This window comes from Citrobacter sp. KH_055_1, from assembly GCF_057838705.1.
Window position 1 is genome coordinate 1,982,351 of the sequence record NZ_CM174473.1, and the last position, 17,621, is coordinate 1,999,971.

The 17,621-nt window shown below is 52.2% G+C and carries 14 protein-coding genes; 3 read left to right on the top strand and 11 right to left on the bottom strand.

The annotated features are described in order from the left end of the window. Positions 1–2: 2 nt before the first annotated feature. From AC3ITF_RS09225 to AC3ITF_RS09265, 9 genes are all read right to left on the bottom strand, one after another. Positions 3–1,691, bottom strand: a complete 1,689-nt coding sequence (locus tag AC3ITF_RS09225; RefSeq protein WP_137399977.1) for an alpha,alpha-trehalase — start codon at positions 1,689–1,691, stop codon at positions 3–5. A gap of 171 nt (positions 1,692–1,862) precedes the next feature. Then, positions 1,863–3,293 (bottom strand): dihydroxyacetone kinase phosphoryl donor subunit DhaM, encoded by a 1,431-nt coding sequence (gene dhaM, locus AC3ITF_RS09230; protein WP_181491318.1) that lies wholly within the window; start codon positions 3,291–3,293, stop codon positions 1,863–1,865. Positions 3,294–3,303: 10 nt separating this feature from the next. Beyond that, positions 3,304–3,936 carry a dihydroxyacetone kinase subunit DhaL gene (gene dhaL, locus AC3ITF_RS09235; protein WP_135911886.1) on the bottom strand — a complete coding sequence of 211 codons (633 nt, stop codon included), beginning with the start codon at positions 3,934–3,936 and terminating at the stop codon, positions 3,304–3,306. An 11-nt stretch (positions 3,937–3,947) separates the two neighbouring features. Next, on the bottom strand, positions 3,948–5,018 hold the full coding sequence (gene dhaK / locus AC3ITF_RS09240; protein ID WP_489176353.1) for a dihydroxyacetone kinase subunit DhaK: 1,071 nt from the start codon (positions 5,016–5,018) through the stop codon (positions 3,948–3,950). 325 nt (positions 5,019–5,343) lie between these two features. Beyond that, the gene (locus AC3ITF_RS09245; protein WP_489176354.1) at positions 5,344–6,618 is read right to left on the bottom strand and encodes a Glu/Leu/Phe/Val family dehydrogenase; all 1,275 of its coding nucleotides are present in this window, start codon (positions 6,616–6,618) and stop codon (positions 5,344–5,346) included. Between the two features lie 318 nt (positions 6,619–6,936). Next, complete coding sequence (locus AC3ITF_RS09250) at positions 6,937–7,905, bottom strand: Csu type fimbrial protein (RefSeq protein ID WP_117342920.1); 969 nt, start codon at positions 7,903–7,905, stop codon at positions 6,937–6,939. A gap of 13 nt (positions 7,906–7,918) precedes the next feature. After that, complete coding sequence (locus AC3ITF_RS09255) at positions 7,919–10,282, bottom strand: fimbria/pilus outer membrane usher protein (RefSeq protein WP_489176355.1); 2,364 nt, start codon at positions 10,280–10,282, stop codon at positions 7,919–7,921. Beyond that, positions 10,254–10,976, bottom strand: coding sequence for a fimbrial biogenesis chaperone (locus AC3ITF_RS09260; protein WP_135911891.1), 723 nt, complete (start codon positions 10,974–10,976; stop codon positions 10,254–10,256). Before AC3ITF_RS09260 ends, AC3ITF_RS09255 begins: the two co-directional genes overlap by 29 nt. A gap of 14 nt (positions 10,977–10,990) precedes the next feature. Beyond that, positions 10,991–11,521 (bottom strand): Csu type fimbrial protein, encoded by a 531-nt coding sequence (locus AC3ITF_RS09265; RefSeq protein WP_096756748.1) that lies wholly within the window; start codon positions 11,519–11,521, stop codon positions 10,991–10,993. A 349-nt stretch (positions 11,522–11,870) separates the two neighbouring features. Between AC3ITF_RS09265 and AC3ITF_RS09270 the strand changes: the two genes are divergently transcribed. Together AC3ITF_RS09270 and AC3ITF_RS09275 are read left to right on the top strand one after the other, a co-directional pair. After that, positions 11,871–12,584, top strand: a complete 714-nt coding sequence (locus AC3ITF_RS09270; RefSeq protein WP_489176356.1) for a response regulator transcription factor — start codon at positions 11,871–11,873, stop codon at positions 12,582–12,584. A 2-nt stretch (positions 12,585–12,586) separates the two neighbouring features. After that, positions 12,587–14,065: a sensor histidine kinase gene (locus AC3ITF_RS09275; RefSeq protein ID WP_489176357.1), complete on the top strand. Its 1,479-nt coding sequence runs from the start codon at positions 12,587–12,589 to the stop codon at positions 14,063–14,065. Positions 14,066–14,165: 100 nt separating this feature from the next. On the opposite strand, the gene AC3ITF_RS09280 is transcribed toward AC3ITF_RS09275, so the two are convergent. Beyond that, positions 14,166–15,077: a LysR family transcriptional regulator gene (locus tag AC3ITF_RS09280; protein ID WP_489176358.1), complete on the bottom strand. Its 912-nt coding sequence runs from the start codon at positions 15,075–15,077 to the stop codon at positions 14,166–14,168. A 102-nt stretch (positions 15,078–15,179) separates the two neighbouring features. On the opposite strand from AC3ITF_RS09280, the gene AC3ITF_RS09285 reads away from it, so the two are divergent. Continuing rightward, on the top strand, positions 15,180–16,277 hold the full coding sequence (locus AC3ITF_RS09285) for an alkene reductase (RefSeq protein WP_115258276.1): 1,098 nt from the start codon (positions 15,180–15,182) through the stop codon (positions 16,275–16,277). A gap of 232 nt (positions 16,278–16,509) precedes the next feature. Here the strand turns inward: AC3ITF_RS09285 and AC3ITF_RS09290 are convergent, their stop codons facing one another. Further along, positions 16,510–17,226, bottom strand: coding sequence for a YebC/PmpR family DNA-binding transcriptional regulator (locus AC3ITF_RS09290; RefSeq protein ID WP_096756753.1), 717 nt, complete (start codon positions 17,224–17,226; stop codon positions 16,510–16,512). Positions 17,227–17,621 lie beyond the last annotated feature (395 nt).

Below are 17,621 nucleotides of genomic sequence, written 5' to 3' on the forward strand. Positions count from 1 at the left end.
ATTTATTGCACGGTCTGCGTTGTTTTTTCAGTTACTGGCCGTGTCGACGGGACACTATCACAGGGTTTTTCTTTGGCGCAAATCAGGTCGAGCATTTTTAAGGTGACGCCGTTGGTCCAGCCAAAGCCGTCCTGTAACGGGTACTCGCCACCGCCACCGCCGGTTCCTGTGCTGCTGACGTCGTATTTTTCAACCAGCTTTTTCTCCCGGTCATAGGTATGCTGCACGTTGGTCAGGAAGCGCCAGGTGACCTCCATGGCGACCTTATCCTGGCCGTAGTTTTGTAACCCGGACGCTGCAACCCACTGGAGTGGTGCCCAGCCGTTCGGGGCATCCCACTGTTGACCGCTTTTCACCGACGTTGTGGCCAGACCGCCGGGTTGCAGCAGATGCGCCTGGGTCGCCGCAGCCACCTTGCTGGCGCGATCGTTGGCCGCCGCATTGACATACAACGGGAACAGGGCGGCGGCGGTCAGTTGATTGCGTACTTTCTGACTTTTTAAATCGTAGTCGGCATACCAGCCCTCTTTATCGTTCCACAGGTAGCTTTCAATCCCTTTTTGTCGCGCATTAGCGAAGCCTTCGTACTGTGTAGCTTTGGCTTCATCCCCTGCGGCTTTGCTGGCAAGCGCAATCATTTTTTCCATCTTATACAGCAGCGCATTGAGATCGACAGGGACGATGCTGGTGGTGCGCAGGGTGCTTAACTGGTTCGGGTTGTCCATCCAACGTGAGCTAAAATCCCAGCCCGAGGCGGCGGCCGAACGCAGGTCGCGGTAAATGTCGGTGGCCGGACGGTTCGGATTGCTTTTGGCGGTGGCGATATCTTCAACCCAGGACTCGGGTCTTGGCGTATCACGGTCATCCCAGTAGCGGTTTAACACCGTGCCGTCAGCCAGTTTGACTACCCGTTTGTTCTGCTGACCTGGCTTAAGCGTTTCGACGCCCTCCATCCAGTAGCTGTACTCTTTCTGCATCTGCGGCAGGTATTTTTTCAGCGCATCATTACCGTCGTGCTGCGCCAGCAGTTCAACCATAAAGGCGAAGAACGGCGGCTGGGAGCGGCTCAGATAATAGCTGCGGTTACCGTTAGGAATGTGTCCCCAGGCATCAATCTCGTAAGCGAAGTTCGCCACCATGTCGGAGACCTTGTCCCAGTGGTTGCTCTCGGCAAGCCCCAGCATAGTGAAATAGCTGTCCCAGTAATAAATTTCGCGAAAACGTCCGCCGGGCACCACATACGGCTCCGGCAGCGGCAGCAATGAGTCCCATTTTTCCACGTCAGTCGTCGAGCGCGTTAGCACTGGCCACAGCCCGTCGATATGCTCACGCAGCGACTGCCCGGCGGGCGGTACGTATTTCTCACCCTCTTTGGGCAGCGTAAAATTCACACCGACGAAATGACGAAGATCGAAGCCGGACTGGTTTTTTTGCATCCGATAATCAGCAAGGATCATCAGCGGATCGCTATTGGGCACTGCATCGGCAAAGGTTTTCTGATCCGGGAACAGCTTGGCGGTTTGCACATCATTAAACAGAGGGCCGAGCAGGATATCAGGGGGCTGCGGCGTTGCGGCGGGCTGTTCCTCGGCGTGGGCGCCGAATGAAGCAAGGGCCAAAAGGGTACTTGCGAGCGTGAGTTTTACTGTAACAGAGAGCAGGCCAGGATGGCGAATTGCTGGCGTTATCATCGGGTAATCTCCTTAGCGGCGTGCCGAAGTTGCGGCATTTACCATGAGAAAACCTTAGTCCAGGATCGACCGTTACGCGTTATAGGGACCCTATTTTGCGAACAAACAGACGTTTCTGCACGTGATGTGAAAGCTGCACGCCCTTTGTGATAACAGGACGTGCAGCGGCGTTTAGCCCACGCGGATGACCTGATGTGCCGCGCAGTCAAGGGTCAGGGTGTCCCCCATTTTGATGGCGTCGAGCGCCTCACCCTGCTGGCATACCCAGCCGATCCCCATCTCGCGGGCAATGATTGCCGAATGGGACGCATCGCTGCCCGCGCGCAAACAGATGCCTTTGATGGTCAGCGGATCCAACTGCAGTACGGTGGACGGGTAAATGACGTCTGCCACCAGGATTGTCGGGCGAATAAAGGTCGGGATTTGAGCGGGTATTCCGGTCAAATGCCGCAGCGAGCGGTACAGTAAATCGTCAATATCGATATACCGCGCCTGCAAATAAGGGTCGTCGAGCTGGAGATACTGCTGACTCAGGTCGCTCAATACCGTATGCCAGGCATGTTCGGCGCGACACTGTTTTTCGCGCATGATAGCGCAGGCCATGTCATATAACTCGGTATCGTCCAGCAGCGTGTGGTGGCCGGAGAAAATCGCGGCGATATCGGCGGAGTATTTCTCTTCGGCAAGCGCTGTTAAACAGTTCAGATCCTCCAGCGTATTGCGGATTGCCGCCTGTAACCGCTGCTGTTCGTACGGTAAATCGGTGGCAGGCTGCGGGGCTACCTCTGCGGCGACCGGCGTATAGCAAAAGGCCATCCCTGTTGCTTGTATCGGCGCTGAGTTGGTGATGCCGCCGGTATGTGGTTGTTCAACGGACTCACCAAAGTTCTGCGCAGCCAGCTGTTTGAATGCCGCCAGCGCGTCGTCGGCCTGTTCACCTTTGGCAATTAAGCGCAGCGTGTCATTACAACGCACCTGCAGCAGCGCGATTTGGTTCAGGCTGTCCGGGACCACGCACTTACCGTTTTTCTCAAGCAGCATGTCGGCGCGAAAGCCAGACAACGTGGAGACCAGCCGTGACGCCGGGCGAACGTGGATGCCGTTGGGGTTTTTGACCACCACGGCAACAGAGCGGGCCTCGTCATCAGCAGAGAGGCCTTCCGGCGAGGTCACGACCGGGGACGACGGTGGTAAACCCAGTTGCGCATATTTGGCATCGAGGGCGCTCATGGCATCGCGAATGACGCGGTCGATATCCGCACCTGCTGCGGCGCTGACCGTTGCGGCCAGGGTGCCTTCTACCAGCGGAGCTGCGCACAAGCGTACCTTCGCGGCGATCGTCGGATCGAGCAGTTCCAGGGCGGTTTCCGCACTTAATAACGCGCTGCCGATATCCATCATCACCAGCACGTGATCCGTGTCCGCGACGGACTCAATGGCTTCCATCACTTTAATTGGATCGGTGCCGATAGGATTATCGGGATCGTCAATGCCCGCGGCGATCGCGAGTTTGCACCCTTCGCCCATTAACATCTGTCGGGCTAACTCGCCGACGCCTGCGCCCAACTGCGCGCTATGAGACACAATAACCAGGTTTACCATCGCTTTATCCTTACTCTCTGGCGGCCTGAGCCAGCATTTGCATCATAAACATCACCGACGTTGCGCCGGGATCCTGATGCCCGATACTGCGCTCACCCAGATAGCTGGCACGACCTTTACGTGCCTGCATGGTGATGGTGCTTTGTGCAGCCGCTTCTGCTTGTTGACTCGCCGCGTCCAGCGCCGCCTGTACATTCAGTTTTTGTTCGCAGGACTGACGTAGCGACTCGACCACCGGTACCCAGACATCACACATGGTTTTGTCCCCGGGCTCGGCTTTACCTCGGCTAATCACGCCTTCTGCGCCATCGCGCATCATCTGATACAGCTCGTCCAGCGTCAGGCTCTGATGGGCCTGAGTCACCTGTGCTGCGCGGATGAAGAAGGTACCGAACAGCGGACCGCTGGCCCCGCCGACGCTGGAAAGCAGCACCATGCCGGTGTTTTTCAAAATGAAACCGATGTCTTTATCCGCAATGGACGGCAGTTTTTCGACCACTTTACTGAAGCCACGGTGCATATTCAGGCCGTGGTCGGCGTCGCCAATTTCCCGGTCCAGACCGGTCAGAAAATCACTTTCGGTGGTAAATATTTCACCGCAGCGATAAAGCCAGTTAACGATTTGTGTTCTGTTGAGGGACATTATGAATCTCCTTATTTACCCCAGTTGAGAGCAGGGGTGTGTACCGGTGCATCCCACAGGTTCAGCGTTTCGTCATCGACCTTTAACAGGGTGATGGAGAAACCGGTCATATCCAGAGAGGTACAGTAAGAGCCAATCAGATTGCGTTCGATGATGATACCCGCATCCTGACAGCGGCTTTCAAGACGGTTATAGACGCCGAACAGCTCGGATAGCGGCGTTGCGCCAAGGTTATTGACCAGCGCAATGACGCGGTCGCCCTGTTGCAGCGCTTGTTTGGTTTCTTTACCTTCCTGCCAGGCACCCTGGATGTTGTCCCAGTGGCGCAGCGTACGGCTGTAATGACCGTTTTCCAGCAGGGTGTCGAACATTTCATCCACGGTCTGGTCGATGGAAGAGAAGGCGCGTCGGTCGATCCCCGGCTCCCCATGAATGCCGACGCCAAACTCCATTTCGTTATCCTGCAGCGTAAACGAAGGTTGCCCTGCGGCCGGGACAGTACAGGCGCCGATAGCAATGCCGATAGAGTGACCGAGGTTATTCAGTTTGCGACCCAATGCGGCACACGCTTCCAGCGAGTCTCCGCGCTCGGCAGCCGCGCCGACCAGTTTTTCAATCAGCACGGTATTCGCAACACCGCGACGTCCGGCGGTATACAGGCTATCTTTTACCGCTACGTCGTCGTCAACAACCATGGTCGTGACCTTGACGCCGCTTTCGTGCAACAGCTCGGTAGCGGTTTCAAAATTCAGAATGTCACCGGTGTAATTTTTGATGATTAGCAGCACGCCTTCGCCACCGTCAATTTGCATGGCGCATTCGAACATTTTGTCCGGGGTTGGCGAGGTGAAAATCTCCCCCGGACAGGCACCGGAAAGCATGCCCTGACCAATATAGCCGCAGTGCATTGGTTCATGCCCGCTGCCGCCACCTGAAAGTAGCGCCACTTTACCCATCACCGGCGCGTCAGCACGAGTGACGTATACCGGGTCCTGATGCAGCGCCAGAGAAGGGTAGGCTTTTGCCAGCCCGGCGAGTTGTTCATTCAGTACGTCTTCAACACGGTTGATCAATTTTTTCATTTTTATGCTCCGTAGACAGTCCTGGGATGGCTGCAAAAAACGGCAGACATCTGGTGTAGGGTATCGGTGATGTACAGCGCCACGGCGACCTCTCGCTGCCGATAAGGTAATTTTGCATATGGGTTGTCAAAAGAAAATTGCCGTAATGAGCGTTTCAATACGGAACATCTTCGCTGATAAATGTTCCGTATTGAAACGTAGTGGTGCATAAAACAGCAGAAATGAGAGATGCGGCAGGTTTAGCGCAAAACGCCTGAGCGTGGGGAGGTGAAGTAAAAACCACCTGCACTGCAGGTGGTTTTGTTCGCAAGAGCGGAGTCCGGTCTTAGCCCGGATAGATACCACGATCTTTACGCGCCAGCAGAATGCGTTCACAGGCGACAATGTAGGCGGCAGTACGCAGAGAGCAGGATTTCTCCGCGGCTTTTTCCCACACGTGGACCATTGCGTCGGTCATGATCTTATCCATGCGCGCGTTGATCTCTTCTTCGCTCCAGAAGAAGCTTGCCATGTCTTGTACCCATTCGAAGTAGCTGACGGTAACGCCACCGGCGTTACAGACCACGTCAGGTACCACAACGATACCGCGGCTGGCCAGTACGTCATCGGCATCCGGGTAGGTTGGGCCGTTTGCGCCTTCGAGCACCAGCTTACAGGTCAGCGTCTCCGCGCGATAACGGGTGATCTGGCCTTCAAGCGCAGCCGGGATCAGAATATCCATCTCCACGCTCCAGAACGCTTCGCTGGCGATGGTTTCAGCACCCGGGAAACCGGCAATTTGTTTGTGCTCTAACTGCCATGCAGTCAGCGCAGTCATGTCGATCCCGGTGGTATTAAACAGGGTGGCGGTATGATCCTGAATAGCGACCACGCGTGCACCCGCACCGGCGAACAGGCGAGCTGCTTCACTCCCCACGTTACCAAAACCTTGCACTGCCACGCGAGCGCCTTCAACGGCGATGTTGGCACGGCGCGCTACTTCCAGACCGCTGACGAATACGCCGCGACCGGTGGCTTTATCACGACCCAGAGAGCCGCCAAGATGGATTGGTTTACCGGTGACCACGCTGGTCACGGTAGTGCCGTGGTTCATGGAGTAAGTATCCATCATCCACGCCATGACTTTCCCGTTGGTACCGACATCCGGGGCAGGAATATCTTTCTGCGGTCCGATGATAATGCCGATTTCACTGGTATAGCGGCGGGTCAAACGCTCCAGTTCGCCCTCAGACAACGAGAAAGGATCGACGCGAACGCCACCTTTCGCACCGCCATATGGCAGGTTAAGCGCGGCGCATTTGATGGTCATCCACGCAGAAAGAGCCATCACTTCGTTAAGATCAACATCAGGATGATAACGCACGCCGCCTTTACCTGGGCCTCGGGAGAGGTTGTGCTGCACGCGGTATCCTTCGAAATGGCGGATGGTACCGTCATCCATTTGCACCGGGATATCGACAATCAATGCGCGTTTTGGGTGACGCAGGGTATCCACCCAGTGGGAAAGTTCACCTAAGTACGGGGCCACACGCTCGATTTGTTGCAGGTAGGTATTCCAGGCAGATGTGCTGCTATCTGAAGCGTAAGATAACTTATCCATGATAAACCTTAGTTATAAAAGTAATATGTGCTTAATTTCGCCGTGGTATACAGTGGATCTCACCATATAAACGTAAATTTAACATTTTTTTCAAACAACGGCCTGCCTTCAGGGCACGGATTGTCATGTCTGTGAGTTAGGTTTTCAGTTGGAATGTGAATAATTATCCGGGATTTACAGGGTTTTTGGCTGTTTTTCTGATAATAAACCAATTGCGGTGCATAAGATGTGCGGCTTGCTATTTGTCAGATTTATGACGCACCTCTAAAAGTAAAGAATATGATAATAAATTGTATTTTCCTTATTGCATTTCTGCTCTCAGTAGGTCACCGAGATGGTCACCGTATCGGCATAGTTATCAGGGGTAAAATTGCTGCTCGGAACGGTGGCATACACCGGATAATCGGTGGTTAACCCCGTACCTGTGCCTGCTACTGCATTAAGCGACGTATTTCCCCAGATAGTCCCCGTCGGGCCAGGTGTTGAACTTAGCTGATACGGCACTTTATCCTGATTGGCCCCGGTTCCTTTCAATACACCATAACCTGATGTATTCCCATTGGAAGGCTGCAATCCAATGGTATAGGGAGTGTTATTGGTGCAGGCGACCCCGAGTGCACTGCTTGCCGTGACGTTGCGGTCAGTGGCTTTAGACGGGTTAAAGGTAATGTTATTGGCGTAGCCGATCGCACACTGTTTTGTGACGTTGGCCGAGACGGTGAAGGGTAGCCTGGCTGCGACGGTATCACCACAGGTCGTGGGTGGCAAAACCAGACCGGGATTGAGCGTCACCAGAGCTGTTGCCGTCGTATAGCTATCCTGATAGTTTCCCGGCACGGCGGTCGTTTGCGGGGTGTTGAGCTTCGCGTACACCGTCAGCGTACCGGTCACCGGTGTCAGGTTAAGTAAGTTGAGCTTTACCATCGGGAAGGTGGCGCCCGACTGATACTGACTTCCCCATATTTTGCTATGTCCCGCGTCCTGGTACAGCTGATAGGTCAGCGTTCTGGCTGGCGTACCACTCAATGACATATTCCTGGTGGTGACCTGGCCGCTGACGCCGGAGATGCCAATATTAAAGCACAGATTAATCCCCGCCAGCACGTCACCCAGCTCTTTAGCACAGCTGTAGTTAAAGGTCATCGCGGATGTTACAGCTGACGTTGGCAGTGGATTGACGGCGCCAAAATTAACCGGCTGCACGTTGCTTACCGAACAGGTGACCGCGTAAACGAATCCTGGGTTTACGAGTAATCCGCTAATCAGGGTCAGATTTCTTAGCCACATAAAATTACTCCTGTTATCGGCATACCAGTGGGCCAATTTGCACGATGCCTCGCGCTGAGGCCGGGTAGTCAAATTTGACGCTGCAGGTACCGGTTTCTGTCTTAATACGCAGAGCGTTGTGTTGTTCCAACGTGTCGAACCAGGTCATCCCGTCAAACCCAACAAGTGATGACTGGCCCGCGCCAGTGGTGGCAATGGCCACGCTACCTTCGGGGATAGCCTGCCCCTGTTTATCGACGAGGATCACCTGCGCGGCGCGTACCGGCGTAATGCCAAAACTGACCAGCGTGCCGGAACGGTCTGCAGGGGTGGCATTCGCCTCGACGTGGGTGATGCGCATATTGGCGGGCAGGTCCATCGGGTCAATGCTGATCTGGTTTTTTTGATAGCTGTTCAGGGAGGTAACCAGCAGCAGGCCATTGTCATCACTGCTGCCGATCACGTTGTTTTGTAGCTTGATGGGAACGTCGGGAATGCCGTCGGTCGACACCACGGCAAAGCCATTGCTAATTTCACGCGCGGCAAACAGGCCGCCGCCCATCATCACCACGGACCCGGTCGCACCGGCATAGCCATAGTGGTTATCCGGCAATTGGCTGAAGCCGGTGTACGCTTTCCCGTAACGACCTAAATAACCTACTTCCCCCTGGCCGCTTTGTTGAGATGCTTGCTGGCTGGCGGCGACGTTCCAGCCCCAGCCCCCGTCAGCTGGCGGCGTCTGGCTGGCATTCAACTGGTAGCCGGTTTCGTCATTCGTACGCTGGATGGTGCTGCTGACGCTCAGATTACGAGGAGTGGTGACGGTCACCATCAGGTAGACGCTGCGGTCGCGGTTGTCATCAACGTTCTGGTTGAACCCTGCGTTAAGGGACACGGTATCAGTGAGGGACTTGTACCAACTGGCGTTGGCATAGCGCACGGCGCTTTCATGCGGGTAGCGAAATTGCAGGTAGCTCAGGCTGATATTTCCGGCGGACGCCAGCGAATAGCCCACCACCGTGTTGCTGCTCAGCGTCGGTGGTGGTTCGCCATAATGGGTCGCCACATCACGATAATCGCCGGAGGTGGCGGTAGTACTGGTGCTGAAATTGGATTTCTCTCCGGACCAGCGGTATCCTACGCTGTATAAAAAACCGTTTTTCCCGGCGTCCGCACTTGCTGCCAATGCCGTAGAGAATGTGCCGCTGTGGATATCTGGGATCCAGTCGTTGCTGAAACCGGCATTAATCAGCCCGTCGCTGGTTTCGGCGTGCGCACCTGCGGTGAAGTTACTGCTGAATCCCCGACGCCATGTCCCGCTGATCGCCGGGGCGCTGGCATACTCAAATGAAGCGTACCCGTAGTTTTCGCGCACCACCCCAATCTCGGCTGACCACGAGGTCAGACCTTCGCGCAGCAGCTGTTGATCGTTGTAAAAAGAGAAATTTTGCACCGTCGTTCTGCCCAGCGCATCTGTCATCATCACTTGACCCGTCCCCGCACCGCTGATATTTGGCAAGGTGTTGATCTGAAAACTGCCCGCCGGGACTTCACCGTTGTAGTACCTGACCCCGTCGACATACAACTCTACGTTGGACGGCACCGTTGCGGAGCCGAGATACGCGGGAAGCGGGGTGGTTGGCATATACGGCTGCAAACCAAAATCGGTCCCAATTTGAATCCCGCCGATGCGGGTTGGGCGGGAGCCGGTGAGCGAACTGGTCAGCGTATCCCCCACGGTCAGTGCCAGCATCGTTTCCGGGAATGATGAGCGCCAGCTGGTATCCAGTCGGTAAAAGGCGTTATCGGCATCGGTTTCAGTGGAGTACTGGGTGAGTTGAGTGGTACTTAACACCCCTGAACCATTAAAAGCGCGCAGTTCGCTAAACGTATTAATGCTGCTGGCGTCACCCTGCTCTGCGTAAATATCATAATTGAGCAATGCGCCGCCCGCGGTGGAGGCCATCGGGGCAGTTTCTGCGGGTGGGTTAAGCTGGGTGGTGGCAAGGTCGAGTTCACTTAGTGGTACGGTTAGCGCCAGCGTTTGCAGTTGTTTATTGTAGTCAACGTTCAGCTGCGCAATATCATACAGCCCGACAGGCTGAGTAGTTTCCTCTGGTAGACGAAAACCCAGCGTGCGTAGGGTATTGGCACTGGCGTACAGCTTTTCGTTTTCATAGCCAAAATGAACCAATCCAGCGGCATTGCCGTTGACCGTCACGTCGAGATATAAATCGACTCCGGGCAAGGGGGACTCATCACGAATAATGCCCGTGTCCGTTGGGGTGTTTGTCTGTGCGTGCACGCAGGCCATTCCCGAGAGTAAGGCCCCATTAAGTACGCCATATTTCACCACAAGCCAGAGCCAGTCAGAGTTCTTGTACTGTTTTTTGGCCATTGACCGTGACTTCAACTTTTCCGCCGTAATGAGTATCACTGGCTGACGGGGAGACTATCCACCGCATCGTTGAACCTGGAAGAACGTAGCCTAGCAGTCCTGGACTGATCACTTTTTTCGCACCATTTCGTTGTATAAATGTGGCGGCGGATAATTGGGCATGAGCGTTTCCCTGATTACTGACTTCAAGAAAGTGTTTGCCGTCACGCTGTTGCAGTTTCCACTGTAATTTTGCCGCTGTGTCAGCCTGCGTTGTGGGTTGAATAAACACGGGCACGGAATAATGCATCACAAATTGCAGTTTATTTTTTTGTAATTTTGCAGGGGGTAATTCATCAATGGATAAGCGATAGGCCTCTTCAACAGACGCTGATGGCGGCGCGGTTCGTATCACGCGGATGAGCTGGCGTTCACCCGGGGCTAATGCCAGCATGGGTGGGCTGATGACCAGTCCCTGAGAGGGGGACAACGTATCGCCGTCTGCTCCCTGACGCCAGTGGAAAACGCGTACCTGTGCATTCAGCACGTTTTCACCTGCGTTGCTTAACCAGATACCGTCGGCATTTTGCGTCGCCTGCAATGTCAGCGTAACCGGCGCTATTTGCAGCCCGCTTGCCGCCGCGATATTAATGCTCATGGCTATTCCTGACAGACACGCGAAGGCGCACCGCTGCACAGGCAGTTTCAATGTCATGGGTCGTCCTGAGGTTAGTAGTTAACGTTAACCGTTACGAGATCGGCATAGTCATCAGGCGTGAAGTTGGCGCTAGGAGCGGTGGCATACACAGTGAAGCTTTGTCCCAGCCCGGTTCCGGTCGAGGCCACCCCATTTCCCACGCTTTCCGCAGTGGCTGTATTACCCCAAACCGGACCCGTTGCAGACGTTTGGTTCAACTGGTACGGCACTTTATCCGTGTTGGTTGCTGCGTTGGCCACCGAGGACATTGCCCCTCTGCCCGTGGTATTCCCGCCGTTAGCGACTGACGGTGCCAGACCTATAAAATAAGGTGTCGTCTTGGAGCAATTAATGGAAATGGTATTACTGGCCGATGTATTTGTCGCAGTGGCATTGACCGATCCCAGGGCAATATTTGACCCTGAACCTGCGGTAACGGTACAGGCTTTTTGAATCGTCATCAGCACCTGAAACGTGCCGTTTGCGGTGACAGCATCAGCCGCTGAAATGATGGAAAAGGCGCTGCAACAAAGAATTAAGCGAGTGACGATAACTGGAGCCATATTCTTTACCTTTTTCAAATAACCACATTTTTTACTTTAAAAATACAATAATGCGGCATATGGAGACATATTCTAACCCTAGGATAAGTATGAGTCGTGCGCCAGTTGGTCTAATGAATTTTACTTAGGAAAAAGGTGATGGCGTCGACAAAAAATAGTACCAACAGGTGAGTATTATTCAGTTATTACCGTTTCTAAAATCCGCATTCTGCAATTAATGCATCCTGATACACGCAATGTGAAAACGTGGTTATTCCCCGATGCTTCACGCAAAGTTAAATTAAATGTGACAACTTTCTACCCGCTTGTTGTGTAGACTTTCAGTATCGGGATCGTGGGGGACAATGAAGTGAATCAGGATAAGAAATTACTTATCGTAGAAGACGATGAAAACATCGCTGAGCTGTTACAGCTTCATCTGCGTGAGGAGGGGTTTACGGTGACGCATGCGGTAAATGGCAATATTGGTATGGCGTTACTTAACCAGGGTGGGTGGGATGCGCTAATCCTGGATCTAATGCTGCCTGGCGTTGACGGGCTTGAAATCTGTCGCCATGCCAGAACGATGACGCGTTATACGCCCATCATTATTATCAGCGCTCGTTCAGGTGAAACCCATCGTATTCTCGGTCTTGAACTGGGGGCTGATGATTACCTTGCGAAACCGTTTTCAATGCTTGAACTGGTCGCCCGTGTAAAGGCGCTCTTTCGCCGTCAGGAAGCAATGAGTAAGAATTTACGGCTGGATGCTGGTGTACTGATTTTTGATAACCTCTCTATTGATCCGCTGGCTCGGAATGTTCAACTTAATCATCAGTCAGTGGAGTTGACGCCCAGAGAGTTTGATTTGCTTTACTTTTTTGCCAGACATCCGGATAAAGTCTTTTCCCGTTTGAGTCTGCTAAATCAGGTCTGGGGGTACGAACATGAAGGCTATGAGCATACGGTGAATACACATATCAATCGTTTAAGGATCAAAATTGAGGATAACCCGGCGGAACCTAACTTTATCCGTACCGTCTGGGGAAAGGGCTATAAATTCACCGCACAGCCACGCGAGTAACCATGCGAACTTATACACTTTCACAGCGTTTAACGCTGGTTTTTGCTCTCCTGTTTATTACGTCGTGTGCCCTGTTGGGCTGGCTGCAGGTGCGAACCAGTACTGAATACAGTAAGGCCGTAATTCAGCAGCTTTCTGCGGACCTTGCCGGGCATATCAACCAAAGTTACCCTCTGCTTGAACGCGATGGCCTTAATAAAGAGTCGATGCGTAATTTATTTGATCATCTGATGGCGGTGAATCCCAGTGTAGAAGTTTATTTACTGGACAAAGAGGGCAATATTATTGGTGATGCGGCGCCGGAAGGGCACATCAAACGTCAGCGGGTTGATTTACAGCCAATACACTCGGCATTAAATAATCCTCATTACCCCATTTACGGCGACGATCCGCGTAGCCTTGATGCGAAGAAAGTGTTTAGCGTGTCGCCAATGCGTCAGGATGGGCAGATAAAAGGCTACTTGTATGTAATTTTGCTCGGGGAAAATTACAACGCCTTAAACAGCAATGCGCAATTTGATGCCTTATTGAAGATAGTCTTACTGTCCATCAGCCTTGTTGCATTGTTGGGGCTGGTGGTGGGGGCACTCGCCTTGCGCTGGATAACTCGTCCCTTGCGCGAGTTGTCTGCTCAGGTCCATGCCCTGGAAACCGGTGGGATAGAAGAAATGCAGGCAATGGCGGCGCAGCCCCGGCAAATCAATACCAGTAACGATGAAATTAGCCAACTGCGACAAGGGGTTATCTCGATGGCCCAGCGCATTGCAGAACAGTGGCATCGTCTTGCACAACAAGAGCAGTTACGACGTGAGTTTATCGCCAACATTTCCCATGATTTGCGCACGCCATTGACCTCATTGCACGGTTACCTTGAAAGCCTGTCCGTGATGTCAGCCAGCCTGAGTGACGCTGAGAAGCAGCGCTACCTTAATATTGCTCTCGCACAGAGCCAAAAGGTGGGTGCGCTCTCCCAGTCGCTGTTTGAGCTGGCTCGTCTGGAATATGGTGTGGTTAAACCGCAGAAAGAGAAATTCTCGATTAGTGAACTGCTGCAGGATGTTTTTCAGAAATTCGAACTTTCTGCCCAGACTAAACAGCTGGCATTGCTGGCAGATATTCAGCCAGGCCTGCCGCTTATTGATGCAGACCTCGGGATGATCGAACGGGTGCTGACCAACCTGCTGGATAATGCGATTCGCCATACTCCCGACAACGGCACTGTTGCTGTGCGTTTGTGGAGAGAAGCGGATAAAGTGATGGTGCAAATTAGCGACAGCGGTCCTGGGATCCCGCAAAAATTAATGGAGGGATTATTCATCCGTCCTTCGATTGCGAATCCGTCAGGTGTTCGAGTAGGGGGACTGGGGTTGATGATCGTCCGCCAGATGCTACAGCTACATGGTAGCGAAATTGCGCTGGTGGATACGCCGCAAAGCGGGGCTTGTTTTCGCTTTGGCTTAACGACGGGCCCACATATTTGAACCAGTTATCCGTGATACCAGCTTCAATGGCTACGTGCGCAGATGAAGATGAACGGTGTCGCCAGGTGGCTGCACGGCCGTAAAACCGATAGTAGCTGCGTTATTCATTATCCAGCCAGCTAATGAAAAACTCACTGAAAGCCGTCACCTGCAACGGCTGAAAACGCCGTTGAGGGTAGACAAACCGCAGACCAACGTGTTTCTTGTCATGGCGGCTGAAGCCGATAAAAGTCTCAGCAAATAAAACGCTCAGTCGCCCTTGTTCCACATCTCGCTTCACATCCCACCAGGATTTGCTGGCAATACCCGCTCCCGCCAGTACCCACTGACGAAGCAAGGCGCCGTCATCACATACCATTGCCGGCGTGACCTGCACCACCGCGGTTTCATTTTGCTCTTCAAAACGCCACTCGTTCATCAGCGTGCCGCGCTGCTCTATCACCAGGCAGCGGTGCCCGTGTAATTCATCAGGATACTGAGGCGTTCCGTGAGCTTCAAGGTAGCTTTTTGACGCAACCAGCACCCGATAATTAGGACGGATGAATTTTGTGACCAGATTACTGTCCGGCAAGTTCCCGAAACGCACGCTCATATCCAGACGGTTGACAATCAAATCCACCACGCTCTCACTGAGATAAACGGAGCTTCTGACTTCAGGATGCAAACGGGAGAAATCGAGAAGCGCAGGGGAAAGATACTGTCGGCCAAAGTCCGAGGGGGCTGAAATTCGCAGGCTGCCGCTGAGCAGTCCGTCCTTCTGCGTCAGTTTTGATTCTGCCTGTGTCATCTCCTCCTGCACACGAAGTGCGGCGTGGTAAAACTCCTCCCCGGCTCGCGTCAATGCGATAGCCCGGGTTGAACGATTAAACAGCCGGGTTTGATAACGTTCTTCCAGCGCCTTTAATCGAGCAGTCATGGTGGCGGGGGAAAGGTTCATCCGACGCCCTGCAGCGGCCAGACCACCAGCTTCAACCACTTCCACCAGTAACGTCATATCTTCGAATTTACCCATTATTCCGTTTTCCTGAAAAGATAATCAATTATTACTGCCATTATCAAAGCGACTTGCATGACATAAAGTCAAGCCATAGTTAACCGCTCAGGAGAGCAGAACATGCCACAACATTCCCTTTTCGAGACAACATCTATTGGCAAACGTGTACTAAAAAACCGTATTGTCATGGCACCGATGACTCGTGCCCGTACTGTCCAGCCCGGTAATATTCCTGGCGCACTTATGGCTGAGTATTATCAGCAGCGCGCCACCGCCGGTCTTATCATCACCGAAGCAACACAGATTTCTGCCCAAGGGCAGGGTTACTCCTGGACACCAGGCATTCATTCTGCTGAACAGGTGGCGGGATGGCGTCTGGTAACAGATGCGGTCCATCGCGCAGGAGGTACGATTTTCTCCCAGTTGTGGCATGTGGGGCGTATGTCCCATGCAAGTTTTCACCCGGACGGCCAACCTGTAGCTCCTTCTGCGTTATCACCGCACGCACAGGTGTGGGTGGTAAACAATGAGGGTATCGGTGAAATGGTCGACTGCCCGGTTCCACGTGAGCTAACGACAGCTGATATTCAACGGGTAATAGCAGATTACCGGCAGGCGGCCCTCAATGCGGTGGCAGCGGGGTTTGATGGCGTGGAAGTTCACGGTGGCAACGGGTATCTGATTGACCAGTTCCTGCGCCGTTCTTCAAACCAACGAACCGATGAATACGGCGGTAGTCTGGAAAACCGTGTGCGTTTCGCCCAGCAGATACTGGAAGCGATCAGCGAGGCCATTGGTGCAGAGCGTACCGGTATCCGTCTGGCCCCGTACATCACCCAGCGTGGCATGGATGACCCGCAGGTTATTGACGCTATTCTGGCTCTGGCGGCCTGGTGTGAATCAAAAGGTATTGCCTTTATTCATCTGGCGGAAGCGGATTGGGATGATGCACCGCAGGTGCCCTATGCGTTCCGGGAGACCCTGCGGGCGACTTTTAGCGGTACGATTATTGTGGCGGGGAATTACACCCGTGAAAAAGCCGACAAACTGTTATCGGCAGGGATCGTAGATCTGGTCGCTTTCGGACGTCCCTTTATCGCTAATCCAGATTTCCCACGTCGCCTGAAAGAAAACCTGCCACTTTCAGAAATGGGTAACCCAGCGACGCTGTTTGGCGGTAGCGAAGTGGGTTATACCGATTACCCATTTCTGAATTAACTATGGCGATGTATTAACGGCCATCACGGTGGGCATCAATAAAAGGGTAAATGAAAAGTCCACGCAATTGCGTGGATATATTAATTCTATAATGCTATGGGCAAAAAGATATATTTTGTGCGTGATAATGACAGGTTGAAATTAAAACAATGCATCTGGCTGGATATGCTTTAATATAAAAAGTTGTAAAATTAAGAAATCTGCCACAACGACAGATTTCTTTAATATATAATTAGAGATTTGCAACGTTATGATATACTTTTTGAACATCATCATCATCTTCAAGGGCATCAACAAGTCCTTCAAAGATTTCTAAATCTTCTGGTGAGAGTTCAATTTCTGCTTGAGCAATCATTTCTAATTCTGTTGTTGAGAATTCAGTAATTCCAGCTGCTTTTAGAGCTGCAATTCCTTTGTGAAGATCTGTAGGTTCAGTATAAATGACGATGTTTCCTTCTTCTTCGGTTACATCACGAACATCAACTTCAGCATCAAGCAAAATTTCAAAAATACGGTCTGGATCTGTTCCTGCAAATACAATGACGCCAGTATTGTCAAACATATAGCTGACAGAGCCTGCCGCTCCGATACTCCCGCCTTTTTTATTGAAAATTGTGCGGACATTAGCAATCGTACGGTTAACATTTGACGTCAAGGTTTCAGCGATAATCATTGAGCCATTGGGTCCAAAACCTTCATAACGACCTTGCACGAATGTTTCATCGCCGCCGCCTTTGGCTTTATCAATTGCTTTATCAATAACGTGTTTCGGGACTTGTGCTTGCTTCGCACGTTCAATAACGAATTTTAAAGATGAGTTTGATTCTGGGTCTGGTTCACCTTGCTTAGCAGCAGCATAGATTTCTACACCGAATTTTGCATATATATTAGACGTCGCACCGTCTTTAGCCGTTTTTTTAGCAACAATATTGGCCCATTTACGTCCCACTGGAATGCTCTCCTCAAAGATTTATTTACATTAAATGCAGGTTGTTAACCTGCATTTTTTCCGCGAGATTATATCATGATATGTAAATACTCGTCTATGAGAAATAAAAAACGACAATCTTACGTGATGTTACTTTAATTTTATCAATGGTTGGTGTTTTTGGTTGTCATTTTAAAATTTACATTTGGTGCTTTATTTTTATTGTTAACAATTGAGCTGAAGTAATAATAAATAAGTCAGGAAAAATAACTGTGATAATCCAGATAATAAACACTATTAAATTGCGCAGAGTGGACGAAAATATCTGTAAAACTGGACTGACTCCGCGGCAGTAGGTATTTCCTGTCCTCACGACAAGGTATGTTCGACGTTTTCTGGACTGATGCCGTTGAGGT